At 31.8% G+C, this 15,801-nt stretch carries 8 protein-coding genes; 7 read left to right on the top strand and 1 reads right to left on the bottom strand.

Annotated features, from left to right (window positions below; translation table 11 throughout):
* Positions 1–2: 2 nt before the first annotated feature.
* The 7 genes from CLOCEL_RS19735 to CLOCEL_RS19705 all read left to right on the top strand — a co-directional run bounded on the left by CLOCEL_RS19735 (position 3) and on the right by CLOCEL_RS19705 (position 14,653).
* A complete protein-coding gene (locus CLOCEL_RS19735; protein ID WP_010073954.1) occupies positions 3–2,429 on the top strand; it encodes a non-ribosomal peptide synthetase in 2,427 nt (808 codons plus the stop codon).
* Positions 2,430–2,455: 26 nt separating this feature from the next.
* Entirely contained in the window at positions 2,456–3,682 is a 1,227-nt protein-coding gene (locus CLOCEL_RS19730; protein ID WP_010073953.1) for an ACP S-malonyltransferase, read from the top strand.
* 73 nt (positions 3,683–3,755) lie between these two features.
* Positions 3,756–6,095 (top strand): type I polyketide synthase, encoded by a 2,340-nt coding sequence (locus CLOCEL_RS19725; RefSeq protein ID WP_010073952.1) that lies wholly within the window; start codon positions 3,756–3,758, stop codon positions 6,093–6,095.
* A 167-nt stretch (positions 6,096–6,262) separates the two neighbouring features.
* Complete coding sequence (locus CLOCEL_RS19720) at positions 6,263–7,744, top strand: serine hydrolase domain-containing protein (RefSeq protein ID WP_010073951.1); 1,482 nt, start codon at positions 6,263–6,265, stop codon at positions 7,742–7,744.
* Between the two features lie 15 nt (positions 7,745–7,759).
* Positions 7,760–12,235 carry a non-ribosomal peptide synthetase gene (locus tag CLOCEL_RS19715; protein ID WP_010073950.1) on the top strand — a complete coding sequence of 1,492 codons (4,476 nt, stop codon included), beginning with the start codon at positions 7,760–7,762 and terminating at the stop codon, positions 12,233–12,235.
* 136 nt (positions 12,236–12,371) lie between these two features.
* Positions 12,372–13,673: an MFS transporter gene (locus CLOCEL_RS19710; protein ID WP_010073949.1), complete on the top strand. Its 1,302-nt coding sequence runs from the start codon at positions 12,372–12,374 to the stop codon at positions 13,671–13,673.
* A 47-nt stretch (positions 13,674–13,720) separates the two neighbouring features.
* Entirely contained in the window at positions 13,721–14,653 is a 933-nt protein-coding gene (locus CLOCEL_RS19705) for a serine hydrolase domain-containing protein (protein ID WP_010073948.1), read from the top strand.
* Positions 14,654–14,821: 168 nt separating this feature from the next.
* Here the strand turns inward: CLOCEL_RS19705 and CLOCEL_RS19700 are convergent, their stop codons facing one another.
* On the bottom strand, positions 14,822–15,475 hold the full coding sequence (locus CLOCEL_RS19700; protein WP_013291954.1) for a helix-turn-helix domain-containing protein: 654 nt from the start codon (positions 15,473–15,475) through the stop codon (positions 14,822–14,824).
* Positions 15,476–15,801 lie beyond the last annotated feature (326 nt).

Genomic DNA, 15,801 nt, shown 5'->3' with positions numbered 1-15,801 from the left:
AAGTGAAGAATGACAGTATACAAAATAGAATAAGTTTAAATGCTTCTAAAATGCCTGACAAGATAGCAATTCAGAAAGGAAATGAGCTCACTACCTATGGCGAATTAGAAAAAAAATCAAATACAATTGCAGAGTTTCTAAGACAAAATTTAAGTGATGATAAGAAAGTTTTTCTAATGTTGGACAAGGGTGCAGAACTTATTGAATCAATGGTTGGGGTTATAAAAGCTGGAGGGATTTTTGTCCCTCTAGACCCTAACTTCCCAGAGAAAAGGCAACTCCTAATGATAAATGAATGCTTAGGGGACGTTATAATCACAAGTAGTAAATACTTAGAAAAGGTATGTAGTATCGCTAAGTGCATTGTCAGCAAAGTTAAAGTACTGACTATGGATGAACCTGAAGATTATAACAAATATGTAGAACATATTTCACTTTATAAGTTTAATGAAATAGAAGAGCAGCCAAGTAATAATGAAATTCTACTAAATAAGAATTGTTATATATATTTTACTTCTGGTTCAACAGGTATACCAAAAGCTATCTTAGGAAGACACAGAAGTTTATTACACTACATTGATTGGGAGATTAGGGAATTTAATTTAGATGATAATTGTAAGGTGAGTCAACTGACCTCTCAATCTTTTGATCCATTTTTAAGAGATATCTTTGTACCTTTAGTTAGTGGAGGAACAGTTTATATTCCTGATAATGATGCAATATTAATAAACCCAGAAATACTTATAAAATGGATTAATGAAAGCAGTATAAGCGTTATTCATATGGTTCCATCATTACTCAAGGTGGTAGTTGAATATGTAAAAGATAAAAACTCTTTCCCAAGCTTAAAATATATAATGTTGGCAGGGGAGATGTTAAGAGGTAATGATGTTAAGAATTTTATTAACAAGCTAGGTAATTCTGTACAACTTGTAAATTTATATGGGCCTACAGAAACAACGTTGGCAAAGTTCTTTTATAGGATTAGCGAAGATGATGTGAAAAGAGATCGTATCCCTGTTGGAAAGCCTATAGATCATACAGAAGCAATGATACTCAATGAGAATCAAATGAAATGCAGAATAGGTGAAGTCGGTGAAGTTTATATTAGGACTCCATTTATAACCTCTGGTTATTTAAATAATAAAGAATTAACTAGACAAGTATTTTTAAAAAATCCTTTTGGTAATAATCCCGCAGATATAATATATAAAACTGGTGATTTAGGTTTTATACATAATGACGGAAAGCTTGAACTTGTTGGAAGAGCTGACCATCAGGTGAAAATTCGTGGTATTAGAATAGAATTAGGCGAAATAGAGAATAAGGTTTTAGCATGTAATGGAATAAAAGATGCAGTTGCAGTTGATAAGGCTGATAGAATGAATAACAAATATATTTGCTGTTACTATACTGCTGAAGAAGAAATTTCACCTTCTAGCTTAAGGGAACAATTAATTCAGAGTCTACCAGAATATATGGTTCCATCACAATTTATAAAGATAGAAAAAATTCCAATGACGCCAAATGGAAAAGTTGATAGAAAAGAATTAATAAAGATACAAGCAGTTGAAGAAGAAAATAGTTCACATGTACCTCCAAGTAATGAATTAGAACAAAGACTTGTTGATATATGGAAAGAAGTACTTGGATTAACGCAAATAGGCATAACGGATAACTTCTTTAATGTTGGTGGAAATTCTCTTCTGTTAGTGCAATTACATGCTCGAGTAGATACGGAATATCCAAATCAAGTAGACATAATGGAACTTTATAAGAAACCTACGATTCAGCATTTGGCGAGATTAATTGGTAATACGGTTAATAACAAAGAGATAGAACTAAATCTTAAATTTTTAAAAGTACCATATGAATATTTAGTAATGAAAAATACAAATAACATAGTCGAATTAGCAGAATTTAATATAGAAAGTAAGGACTATGAAAATATTTCAGCTGTTTGTTCTGAAGAAAGAATAGAGCTTTACACTTTTTTATTAGCAATGTATTCATATACGCTGAAAGAAACTTTTGAAGCTGATGAACTATGTTTATACAGTAATATATTAGATGAAACTTCAGTAGGAATTTTGAATATAGACTTTGGGAATATCAGTGATTTCTCAAGTTTGTTCGAATCTATCCATGGTATTAGAGCTATCGAGAGTTTTTCAAAAGATCAGTTAATGGACTCTAATTACTCGCGTAAGGTTGATGAAGTAGCTATTTATTTCGGTGTAAATGAAAGAAAAGAAGATAACTACGTAAGAAGTAAATTTTATGATTTAGCTATTAACTTAGTGGTTGATAAAGAGTTAATTACTATAAGTTTTAGCTATAATGATGGCAAGTTGAACTCTGCTAAGATGGAAGAGCTGGCATCAAGATTTATCGAGCTGATACAGATAATTAGTCAGCAATACGTATAAAACACAAACCGAGGGAGGTTTTGAATTTGGAGAGAATAGCGTTAGTTTTCCCAGGACAGGGTTCTCAATATCCAGGAATGGGAAAGTTATTATACGAGGAATATCAAGAAGCAAGGGATGTTTTTAATGAAGCTAATGAAGTTTTAGGATATGACTTAGCAGCGTTGTGTTTTAATGGAACAGTAGGGCAGTTAGGTAACCCTGAAAAAATGTTTCCAGCAATTTTAACTGTCAGCGTTGCGGCATATAAGGTTTACATGAAACTAGTAGGTATTAAACCTGTTTTATGTGCAGGACATAGTTTAGGAGAATATGCAGCTATGACTTGCAGCGGTATGATGGAGTTTAAAGATGCCTTAAAAATTGTGGCTTTAAGAGGTGTTTTAGCTAATAAAGTTACAGCGTCTCTAGATGGAATAATGACAGTCGTTGATGGAATAGATAGATTCATTTTACAAAAAGCGTGTGAAGAAGCTTCCATAAATGATAAAAAGGCAGTTATTTCTTGCTATAACTCAGATGAACAATTTGTTATAGCTGGTAACCAAGATGCAGTTATGAAGGTTGAAGATAATGTTCTTACAATGGGAGGGACTGTAACTCCAATGTTTATGAGTGCACCATTTCATAGCTTTATTATGGAAGAAGCATCATCAATTTTAAGAGGAGAACTTGAAAAGTGCAGTTTTGAAGACGGCAATTTCCCGGTTATATCCAATGTCGAAGCTAGACCATATGCGGGTAAAGAATGTGTTGTTGATCTCCTTTCAAAGCAGCTTGTATATCCTGTTAGATGGAAAGAAATCATGGACTATTTCAAAGAACAAAAAATCAACTTAGTCATTGAATTAGGACCACAAAATATATTAAGAAATCTTTCAAAAATCAATATGAAGACAGTACAGACTTTTTCATTCCTAAACGTGGATGACATAAAAACCTTAATGGAATTTACTCTTAAGGATAGAAAGAAATATTTCTCAGTTGTGGATGAATGTTTAAAGGTTGCAGCTTCAGTACCAAACAAGAACTGGGAAAAGGATGAATATAGAGAAACTGTAGTAGAATCCTATAAATCTCTTGAGCAGCTTAGATTTAATCTGATAAATGAGGGCAGAAATGCATCAGAAGAAGAAGCAGAAATAGCACTTTCCGTATTAAAAGAGGTTCTTAAAGGTAAAAAGGTAAGTGAAGAAAATCAGCAGCAATTGGTTGGAGAAGTTTTAACGAATAGCGGACTAATTTTAAATTAGAGGCTCTTGGGAATGTCTAATAAAATAGGTTTCTTATAAAAAGGTGCTGAAGGCAAAAAGGGGAGATAAGTTCGTGAAAAAGAAAATAGATTTTAGTCAAATTAGTATGCAATCAGGATTAAAGCGTAATGATAAACCGGTTAAAAAGATTTCAGAAAATGATATTGCGATAATTGGTATGTCATGTAGATTTCCTATGAGTGATAACCCTGATGAATTTTGGAGTATTCTTCGCAATGAAGTTGAATGCATTAGAGAACTTCCAGAAGATAGAAGAAAAGATGTAGAAAAATATCTTGAATATACAGATTTTATAAAGGGTGACTATGAATTTTTAAGAGCTGGATACATAGATGAAGTGGATAAGTTTGATTATAAATTTTTTAACATGACACCAAATGAAGCTAAAGTCATGGATCCAAATCAAAGATTGTTTTTAGAGACAGCGTGGAAGACCTTGGAGGATGCTGGATACGGTGGAGATGTCCTTAGAGGCAGCAGGACTGGAGTATATGTTGGATATAAGGCAGCTTTAAGCAATGTTTATCAAAAATACATAGCAGATGTACAGCCTAATCTTATACCAGTATCTATATTCGGAAACAAACCACCTATGATGGCAAGTAGAATTTCATATTTTCTAGATTTAAAGGGTCCAAGCATGATAATTGATACAGCTTGCTCAGCTACTCTTATTGCTTTACATCTTGCTTGCTCTGGTATAAGACGAGGCGACTGTGATATGGCTCTTGTAGGAAGTTGCAAAATGATAGCTATACCTATCGATGGAATAGAAGAGAATATAGGTATAGAATCAAAGGATTGCAGGACTAGAACTTTTGATGATAATTCCAATGGTACTTGCCCAGGGGAAGGGGTTGCATCAGTATTAATAAAATCTTTAAGCAAAGCCATTGAAGATGGAGATAATATATATGCTGTAATTAAAGGTAGCGCTATCAATCAAGACGGTAAATCAATTGGCGTTGCAGTACCTAGTGCTGATGCACAGGCTGATGTAATTAGCAAGGCATGGATGGATGCAGGAGTTGACCCAGAGACTGTTTCTTATATAGAAACTCATGGAACAGCTACTAAATTAGGTGACCCAATTGAAGTATCAGGATTAAAAAAGGCTTTTGAAAGATTTACTGATAAAAAACAATTTTGTGCTATAGGAGCTGTAAAAACTAATATTGGGCATCTAGATAACTCTTCGTCAATAGCAGGGTTAATTAAAACGATTCTGTCCCTTAAAAACAAAGAGATTCCAGCTTCAATAAACTATAATGTTCCTAATAGAAACCTTGATTTTATCAATTCACCGGTATATGTAAATTATAAAACAAAACCTTGGGAGACTGATGGCGAGCCTAGAAGATGTGGTATAACAGGGGTAGGATTGAATGGAACTAACTGCCATGTTGTATTAGAAGAAGCTAGTGGACAAGATGAAAATCAAAACAAGATAACAGCACCAGAAATATTTACTTTGTCTGCTAAAACTGAGTACTCACTTAAACAATATATTAAAGAGTATAAAAAGTTAATAGATGATAAAAAAGAAATAAACATTAGTAATTTAATTTATACAACTAATATAGGTAAGGGAGATTATAAATATAGAATAGCTTTTGTATTTGAAGGTGAAGAAGAGTTTAAGAAAAAAATTAGAGAGATTAATTGTTTTGATCTAGGCAAAAACAATGATAATGGTTTCTATTTTAAGGTATTAGAAGATGCAGTTACATTAGATGGCACGGATTTATCACAGTTATTAAACTTTGATAAAGTTAGTAAGGAAGCCAATGAAAAGGTAAAACATTTTATTATTGGAGAAAGAGAGAACAAAGAATTACTTAAAGAAATTTGTAGTCTTTATGTTCAAGGTGCTGATATAAATTGGAAAGACTTTTACCAGAAGGTAGACAGAAGAAGGATTAGTACTCCAACATATCCTTTTGAGCCTACAAGATGTTGGGTAGAAGTTCCGAATAAGAAGAAGAAAATTAATTTAGATGACTTTAGTAGTATTCTAGGAAGCAATATATTACCCAAGGATATAGCTGATGAACTTCAAGCAGTATATGAAAAGTGCAAGGTATATATAGATGTAAATGAATTAGTTGAAGAAGAAGTCAAAGTAAAACTCAAAGGTAATGAAACGGATGAGTATACGGAAACCGAAAAAGTTATTGCTATCATATGGAGTGAAATGCTAGGCTACGAGGAATTGAGTATAAAGCATACTTTATTTGATTTAGGTGGCGATTCTGTACTTGCATTTAAGATTGTTAATAAAATAAATGAAAAGCTAGATACAACCCTAGTAGTAGTAGATTTATTAAAAAATCCGACGATTGAAAGTATTTCAAAGCTAATAGATGAGAAAAATATTGAAGTTTTAAGTTAGAAAATCTAGTAAACTCCAAGCCTGTACTAGTTAATTTGAGGGATGTAAACAAATATTTAAGTTAAATGACTCTGCATTAGAGAGATGAAAATATTTTTAATACTTTTATAATTAACTAGTACAATACATAAATCTAAGAGCATAAGTGCTTTAGGAAGAGGGATAAAATGAAAAGAAACTTTAAATACCGAAAGAGTTTTATATTATTATTTTTTTCTATGATATTTATGTGCCAATCTATAGTAACTTTAGTTAATGCAGAAAGTGGAAAAACTTATAATGAGTATAAAAAAGATATAATAGATAAAATACCAGAGTACCTAGAAAAGTATAGAACTCCAGGTATAGCTATAGCATTTATACATGAGGGAGCGATAGATGAGGTATATAGCTTTGGTTATGCTGATAAAAAAACAAAGGTGCATATTAATAGTAACACAATATTTCAAGCTGCCTCTATTTCTAAGAGTTTTACCGCTTGGGGAATCCTTAAACTTGTTGATAGTGGAAAAATCTCATTAGATGATCCAGTGGAGAAATATCTAAAGTCTTGGAAGTTGCCAGAGTCTGAATATGATAAAGATAAGATTACTATAAGAAGTCTGCTTACACATACATCTGGAATAAATGCTATAAATTATGCTGGTTATAAACCAGGAACTAAGCTTCCAACAGTTGCAGAATCATTAAATTCTAATGGAAAACTAGAGATAAAAAATGAACCAGGGGAGAAGTTCTTATATTCTGGAGCTGGTTATGAAATATTAGAAGTACTTATTGAAGACGTGACAGGACAAACTTTTTCAGAATATATGGAAGAGGAAATACTAAAGCCATTAGGTATGAATAATAGTTATTTTGAATATAAACCTGAATTTAATGATATAATGGCAAAACCTCATGATGTATTTGGAAAGCAGATGCCAGCATATATATATGCAGAAAAAGCAGCAGCAGGTTTGTATACTAACGTAACAGATTTATCAAAGTTTGTTTTAGCTGGAATCAAAGGTAACAATGGCGAATTGCCTGGTAGAGGAGTAATAAAACAAGAAGATATTGAAATGATGTATGAACCTTTTAAGAGTCATTATGGTTTTGGATGTTCCATATATGAACTTACAGATGGTAATATAGCAGTTTCACATGGTGGAGATAATAGAGGTTGGAATTCTGGGTATATGACAATCCCTAATAAATCAGAAGGAATTGTACTTTTGACCAATAGTGAAGAAGGAAACTCTGTTATCTTAAATGTAATAGATTCATGGACTACTTGGAATACTGGAGAGAGACAAGTATTTTATAAAAAGGTATTTTATCAAAGAGACTTAATGAGGAACGTAGCTATAGGATTATCCCTAGTACTTATAGCTTATTTAATTATATTAGTTAGAAGCTTTATTAAACAGAAAAGAAATTTTATAAGTAAAAACAATAACAAAAAATTATGTAACATCATTAAGGTTATTGTAGCACTTTTATTGACAGTTGGATGGTTTGTAACATTTTATACTGGAACTTTCTTTGGGGGATTTGTACCAGCTCCAAGATTGACCTGGGGTTTTGATTATATTAGTATAGCTGTTGAACTGTGGGGCTTTGTTTTACTTGTATCTGCATTATTTCCTAAGAAAAAAAGAATATAAAGTGGGGTGGAATCTATGAAAATGGAAGTAGGTCAATTATATCCTCTTACCCATCCACAGAAGAGGGTTTGGTATAATGAAAAAATATACTCCAATACCTCGATTAATAATATTGGAGGATATGCTAAAGTCAAAGGAATAATTGACTTTAAGATATTAGAAAGAGCAATTAATGACTTTATATGTAATAATCCTGGAATCAGACTTAGGTTTATAGAGACGGGTAATGAAGTAAGTCAATACATAAATGAATTGGAGCCATATAAATTAGAAATTGTCGACTTTAGTATGTATGAAGACAATAAAAAAAGATTAGAACAGTGGATTGAAGGACAAATCAAAAAAAGATTTAACATCATACAATCAAGGTTATTTGATTTTGCAGCGGTAAAAGTTTCAGAGGGTGAAACTGGAATATTTGTGAGGATGCATCACATTATCTGTGATGGATGGTCTGCAGAGATGGCTGCAAGGGAGATCTTAACGTTATATTCTAACTATATGTTGGAGGAAAAACAACAAATAATAAGGACATGCTCCTATTTAGAATTTATTCAAAAAGAAACTGAATACTTGCAATCAGAAAAATTCATTGAAGATAGAGATTTCTGGATAAGTAAGTTTAGTAAGGAACCTGAGTTTTTATCACAAGAGCCTGATGGAGAAATATTAGGAAATAGAGTTACCTTCAAAATTCACAAGGATGTACTGGAGAAAATAAGGAGTTTTGGACACTCAATGAATACTTTTTTCTCTGCTATTACGCTTATTTACTATAACAAAATAAGTCAACAAGAAGATTTATCATTGGGTATTCCAATTTTTAACCGTTATGGGTTAAGACAAAAAAGAACCTTTGGAATGTTTACAAGTACTATGCCTTTTAGAATGCAACTTGATAATGAAATTTCTTTTTCTGATTTTCTTAGTTGTATCTCTAAGGAAATGAAAGAATATTTAAAGCATCAGAAATATCCTTATGATATTTTAATTCAGGATTTAAATGCTGAAAGTAAGAGAATAGATAGGCTTTATAGTATTGCTGTCAATTGTTATAATACAAGCTTTGCTCAGAAAGCAGCAGATCTTGAAGTGGATTTTTTTGATATGTACGGTGGATATCAATTCTATAACCTCCAAATCATAGTTAAGGAGTGGGGAGAAGGAGCTGATATTTCCTTTGACTATAAAAGAGATTTATATTCTGATGAAAGCATAGAGGATCTATATAAGTATTTTATAAATATAATAGAACAAGGTTATCAAAATAAACAATGTAAACTGATTGATATTAAGCTTGTTTCTGACGAAGTCATCAATTCTATAGTTTACAAGTTCAATGATACTAAGAAGGATTATCCTAAGGATAGAACTATTGTACAGCTATTTGAAGAGCAAGTTTTAAAGACTCCAAATAAGGTAGCTGTTTCTTTCGAAAATAAAACTTTAACTTATGATGAACTGAATAAAAGAGCAAATAAATTGGCTCATGGTTTAATAATGAAAGGCATGAAACAAGAAAATATTGTGGCTTTAATGGTTTCTCATTCATTAGAATTATTTATTGGAATTATGGGAGCATTGAAGGCTGGATGTGCTTACTTACCAATAGATCCAAATTACCCAAGAGAACGTATAGAATATATATTAGAGGACTCTAAAGCAGCTATTTTGATTACGGATGCTGAGGACCAAAGCAATGTAAGCAAATTTAATCTTGAAGTAATTAATTTGAATGATGAAAGAGTTTACTCTAAGAAAATAGAGAATCCTACTTCTATTGCTAAGCCTCATAATCTTGCTTATTTAATATATACATCTGGCTCAACAGGAAAGCCAAAAGGAACTATGATTGAGCATAGAGGGCTAGTAAATTATATTTGGTGGGCTAAAGAAAGCTATGTTAAAGATCAAGATGATGTATTTGCTGTTTACTCTTCTCTTGCGTTCGATTTAACTGTTACATCAATTTTTACTCCATTGATAAGTGGTATAGAAGCGGCTGTATATAGAGATGATCAAAAAGAATATGTATTATTTAGAATTATAAAGGATAAAAAGGCTACAATAGTTAAATTAACACCTGCACATCTTTCGCTGATAAAGGACTTAGATAACGAAGAATCTTCAGTAAGAAGATTTATAGTTGGGGGAGAAGATTTTAAAACATCATTAGCGGAGAAGGTTCATGAGAGTTTTAAAGGCAAAATTGAAATGTTCAACGAATATGGACCAACTGAAACTGTAGTTGGATGCATGATTTACAAATATCAATTAGGTATAGATACAGAGGGGTCTGTTCCAATAGGTATACCAGCTGATAATGTAATGCTGTATATTCTTGATAAAAATTTATTGCCTGTTGCCCCAGGTCAAGTAGGTGAGTTGTATATTTCAGGAGATGGCGTAGCTAGGGGATATATAAATAAACCTGAAATCACCAAAGAGCGATTTATTCCAAATCCTTTTATTGATGGATATAGAATGTATAAAACAGGAGATTTAGCTTTTCTAAATAAAGATGGTGTATTAGTTTACAAGGGAAGAGAAGATTTTCAAGTTAAGATAAGAGGTTTTAGGATAGAGCTTGGAGAGATTGAATGTGCTCTTGAGCGATATAAAGGTATTAAAAGTGCTGTAGTTTTGGATGTAAAAAGTAAAAATAGTAATGTGTCATTGTGTGCATTTATAGTAATTGAAGAAAGTATTGACTTAGATAATGTGAATGAATTTTTAAGAGATAATATACCAGAGTATATGGTTCCTTCTAATATCATTATAATTGATGATATACCATTGTCTCCAAATGGTAAAGTTGATAGAAATAAGCTACCTATTCCAGATTTAACTGCTTCAACAGACTTGATTCTTCCGCAAAAGGAAATAGAAAAGAATATTTCTAAGGTATTTGCAGAAATTCTTGAAGTGGAAGTTGTTGGAATTAATGATGGCTTTTATTCTCTTGGTGGTGATTCAATAAAAGCAATTCAAGCTGCTTCTAAATTAAGTGATATAAATCTTAGAGTATCTGCTGGAGAGATTATAAAGTATCAGACTATATCGAAAATTATAAGTTATGTAGAGAATATAAGTTCTGAAGTATCTAAGTACGAACAAGGTACGATAAGTGGTGTATTTGATACCACTCCAATTGTAAGTTGGTTTTCTGAACAAGCTTTTAAAGAAAAGAATTATTACAATCAATCAATTCTTATTGAAACAAAGAAAGCTTTGGATAAGGAATTAATGGAGAAAGCATTTAAGCAGGTAATTGAGCACCAAGATAGCTTAAGACTAAATTATGAAATTGAAAAGGGTAAGCTATTCTACAATAACAATCATTTGAATGATGATTTCACTTTAGAATATGAAGCTATAGAAGATGGAGAAGATATTGATTCTCATATTATTAAGATGGGAATAGAATTGAAATCAGCATTTGATATTACTAATGATTTATTGATTAGAGCAAAAATTATTGAAGCTAAAAATAAATCCCTACTATTAGTGACTATGCATCATTTAGTAGTAGATGGTGTATCATGGCGTATTTTTGTTGAACAATTATTTATAGTATATAATGGGTTGACTAGTGGGATCAAAGTTAGGTTGCCAGAAAAAACTGCATCAATGTTAGAATGGCAAAGAGGCCTTCTAGAATATTGCAACACTTTAAAAGAAAATAAGGTTCTTATTGACTATTGGAACAACCAAAAAGACAATAGTTTCTGTATAAGGGAAGATTTTCAATTTAATTGTCAGTGTGGATGTGATATAGTACAGGAAAAGCAAAGTTTGGGGGTAGATACTACTCAAAAACTATTGAAGGATGCAAATAGTACTTATAATACAGAAGTAATAGACTTGTTAGTTGCATCATTGTATGTTTCCCTTAGAAAGCTTACTGGTAGCAATAATATTCAAATTGATATGGAGGGGCATGGAAGAAACTTAGATAGCGTTGACGTAACAAAAACTGTTGGTTGGTTTACTTCTATATTTCCAGTAAAATTGGAAACTAATGATGAAGATTTAGGAAGTATAATAAAAACAACTAAGGAAGTAATGCGAAATATACCAGACAAAGGACTAAGCTACGGTGTATTAAGGTATATGGATAAGTCCATTAATAATCAATATATTAAACCAGAAGTAAGATTTAATTACCTAGGTCAGTTTGGAGAGCTAAATGGAAATGGTGATTATCAAATAATTAATGAATATACTGGATCTGATAGTTCATCAAAAAATCATATTACAGCAAAAGTTGATATTAACTGCATGATAATTAATGGCGATTTAGTGGTTGAAATCAGTTACTGTAGTAAAGAGTTTGCGAAATCTACTATAACACAGATTATAGATAGTTTTATAGGTAATATTAAGACTATAGTTAATTTTACATGTGATCAAGAGGAAATATATTTTACTCCATCAGATTTCAAAGTAGCGGATATTTCAGAAGATGATTTAGATGCCTTATTCCAATAAATGTAGGAGATTATCGTTCAAGTATTGGCCTGAATATTTTTGAGTCAATGTTAATATGAAAATTGTAAATAGTTATGCAGATACTTGAACCTATCTACATAAAATATTAAGAAAACCATAAAGGTGTGAAATAATAATGAAAATTGCAAGATATAAAGATATGTCAGCTTTTGTTTCTATTTGGATAGGACAAGTTGTTTCTATAATAGGTACTGGGTTAACTGGTTTTGTTTTAGGATTACAAGTTTACCAGAAAACAGGGTCTGTAACTCAGTACACGCTTATAGCTATGTTCACAGTGCTTCCTGGAATTGTAATTTCTCCGTTCTCAGGGGTGCTGGTAGATCGATATGATAGAAAAAAAGTTATGATTTTCAGTAATTTAATTGCCTCAATTAGTATTTTTTTTATTGTGGTAATGTTCTATATGGGAGATTTTAAAGTATCAATAATATACTTAAGTATGGCAATATGTTCCGTTTGTAGTGCATTTCAAGTAGCAGCTTATACTGCATCCATTAGCTTATTAGTACCTAAGAAACATCTTGTAAGGGCAAATGGTATGGTGCAAATTGGGGATGGAGTCTCAAAGTTAATAGCACCGCTGTTAGCAGGTTTTTTATCAGCGAAAGTTGATATTTGGGCTGTTATTATAATTGACTTTATTACATTTTTGATAGCAATCCTTTCATGTTTAGTGGCTGAAGTTCCTCTTTTAGAAAAGAAAGATTCTTTAAAAAAGAAAGATAAAACTTTTTTAATGGATGCTTCAGTGGGGTGGAATTATATAAAAGAACGCCCAGGGTTGGTTATGCTTTTGTTTTTCTTTTCAATAATTAATTATTTTGTTACTACTGTCACTATATTAGCTACACCTCTTGCTTTATCATTCACAACTCCAGCTGTATTAGGAGCAGTTTTATCTATAGCTGGATTCGGGATGATTGTAGGGAGTGGTATAGTAATTTTGTGGGGAGGACCAGAACATAAGATATTAGGTATAATGTCTATTATCTTCATCATAGGAATATGTTTGGTTACTGCTGGACTAAAACCATCAATTCCTCTCGTAACTATTTCTGCTTTTTTAATCTTCTTTTTTGTTCCTATACAGCAAAGTTGTAGCAATGCCATTTGGCAATCAAAAGTTCATTTAGACCTTCAAGGTAGAGTGTTTTCAATTAGAAGAATGGTTTCACAGATAGCAATTCCATTGGCATACATTACTTCTGGCCCGTTAGTAGAGTATGTATTTGGACCACTCCTAAAAACCAGTATTGTTAGAGAAAGTATAGGTAGCATAATCGGGATTGGAAAAGGGAGAGAGATTGGGCTAATGTTCATTTTTATGGGAATAACTACTATGGTGGTGTCAATTTTAGGGTATAAATCTGAGTATATTAGAAATATTGAAACTGAATTACCAGATGTTGTATAATAATAGTTGTTAAAGGTGAATAATTATTTGCACAAGGAAGATATAAAATGGATGATAATATATTACAAGATTTAATAGAATCAGTAAAAAGACAGAACCTTCATGTTCTAAGCGTAGTTGTAAGAAAAGATGGAGATATAATTGCTGAGCATCACTTCAAAACACCAAAGCCAACACTTTTGTGGTCTGTAAGTAAGACATTCACCTCTATGGCAATTGGAATTGCAGAGAGTGAGGGATATTTTAGTTTAGGAGATAAAGTAGTAGAGCATTTTGCAAGTGATATTGAGGGTGCTATAGAAGGAAATGATAATTTAAGTAAAATGACAATTCATGATTTGCTTTGCATGGGAACTGGACATGCAAGATGTCCAATGGACGAGGTAATAAAAAATAATGGGCCTTTTGATAACATCAGTAAGCTCTTTTTTGAGGAACCTGTGGTCTATGAAGCAGGTAAGCATTTTGTATATAATAATGGTGCAACTTATATGCTTTCAAAGCTTATTACTGTTACAACAGGATATAATTTGAAAGAATATCTAATGCCTCGTATTTTTAGACCATTAGAAATAGCCGAGCCATATTGGGAAGCTGATATAAATGATATATCATTCGGATGTAATGGATTATATTTAACAGCTCTAGATTTATCAAAAGCTGGTCAATTGCTACTTAATAAAGGTAGATGGAATGAAAAACAGATTATACCAGAAGCTTATATTGCAAAAGCTACAAAAGTTCAAATAGATACAGCTCATTTAAATGACTATTATATAACTGCTGACCATAAACAAGGTTATGGATATCAAATTTGGATGAATTCATATCCAAACTCTTATCGAATGGATGGATTGTTTGGACAATATGTAGTAATGCTACCAGAGAAAAATGCAGTAGTTACTTACGTTTCAAATGAACCATCAAATATGACGGGGGTTTTAGAATTGACTTGGAATACGTTGGTTGATAAATTATAGTTTCAATAAAAAAGGACTTACTGTATAAGTAGTCCTTAATATTTTTAAGAAGAAAATGAAACAATTCAACTGCATATTCTAATTTAAAGGTTATTTATGAATTTCCTCAAAAAAGCGCAATATGCATCCATCAATAGTCGTAATACTACATTCTCTAGATCCCCATGGTTATGGTACAATATCTGAAATTTGATTCCATCCATTTTCTTTGACAAGCTTATGTAGCGCATCAATTCCGTCAATCATTAGGAAGCCAGCTACACCTTTTATTGGTTCTCCTGTGAATAGATGAAATCCTCTAAATGGAATCAGATGAGCTATTGCCACTTCGCTTGGATAATCGAAAACGCAACCATAGCCTCCATTGCCATCACTATCTCTTGCAACAACATCTCCATACCAACCAAGGACATCTTCAAACCATTTCACAGTTTTATCCATGTCTTTTGTAAAATACACAGCGCCATTTTCTCTAACAACATAACCTCTTTCACTGAACTTACTCATTTTTATAAGCCTCTCTTTCTCAACAAATTCGAAGGTTAGTCTTGGATGAGCATTAAGGTCCATATAGCTATCCCGTGCTGATGATGGTGATATTCCATATAATTTGCTAAAAGCACGAGAAAAAGCAGCTGGAGATTCATAGCCATATTTGAGAGCTATATCAATTACCTTTAAGCCATTATCTTGGAGATCATATGCTGCAAATGTAAGTTTTCTTTTACGAATGTACTCTCCCAATGACATATGTGACAAGAATGAAAATATACGCTGAAATTCCCAACTTGAGCAGCCAACAAATCTTGCTGCAGTAGTCAAACCTATGTTTTAAAATATGCTTAAGGTGTTTATAGCATAATTTTAAAGAAAGCAATAAAAGAATATATATGGTAAAATAGAAATAGGCTATCTTAGTGTATCTAGAGATAGCCTATTATTTAAATATATATATTGCAATTAAGTGTCTAGATCAAGTTTATATACTGTAGTTGAAATGAATGTAGTTTCTTTATTGGAACATATCTAATTGAAACAATTAGAAAGATAACTTAATTATCATGTAAGGAATTTAACTTTGTTTAGATTAGAAGTTTAACTGATACGAATAATGAAAAAATCCTTAGGAGCATATTATTTATTTTAGT

Origin of the sequence: Clostridium cellulovorans 743B (assembly GCF_000145275.1) — a bacterium.
GTDB lineage: Bacteria > Bacillota > Clostridia > Clostridiales > Clostridiaceae > Clostridium_K > Clostridium_K cellulovorans.
The sequence above is the reverse complement of the archived record's forward strand: the minus strand, read 5'-3'. Positions and strand labels throughout refer to the sequence as shown.

Coding starts and splice junctions, on each gene's coding strand:
- CLOCEL_RS19710 (WP_010073949.1), top strand. CDS start 12,372: ATGAAAATTGCAAGATATAAAGATATGTCAGCTTTTGTTTCTATTTGG.
- CLOCEL_RS19720 (WP_010073951.1), top strand. CDS start 6,263: ATGAAAAGAAACTTTAAATACCGAAAGAGTTTTATATTATTATTTTTT.
- CLOCEL_RS19705 (WP_010073948.1), top strand. CDS start 13,721: ATGGATGATAATATATTACAAGATTTAATAGAATCAGTAAAAAGACAG.
- CLOCEL_RS19715 (WP_010073950.1), top strand. CDS start 7,760: ATGAAAATGGAAGTAGGTCAATTATATCCTCTTACCCATCCACAGAAG.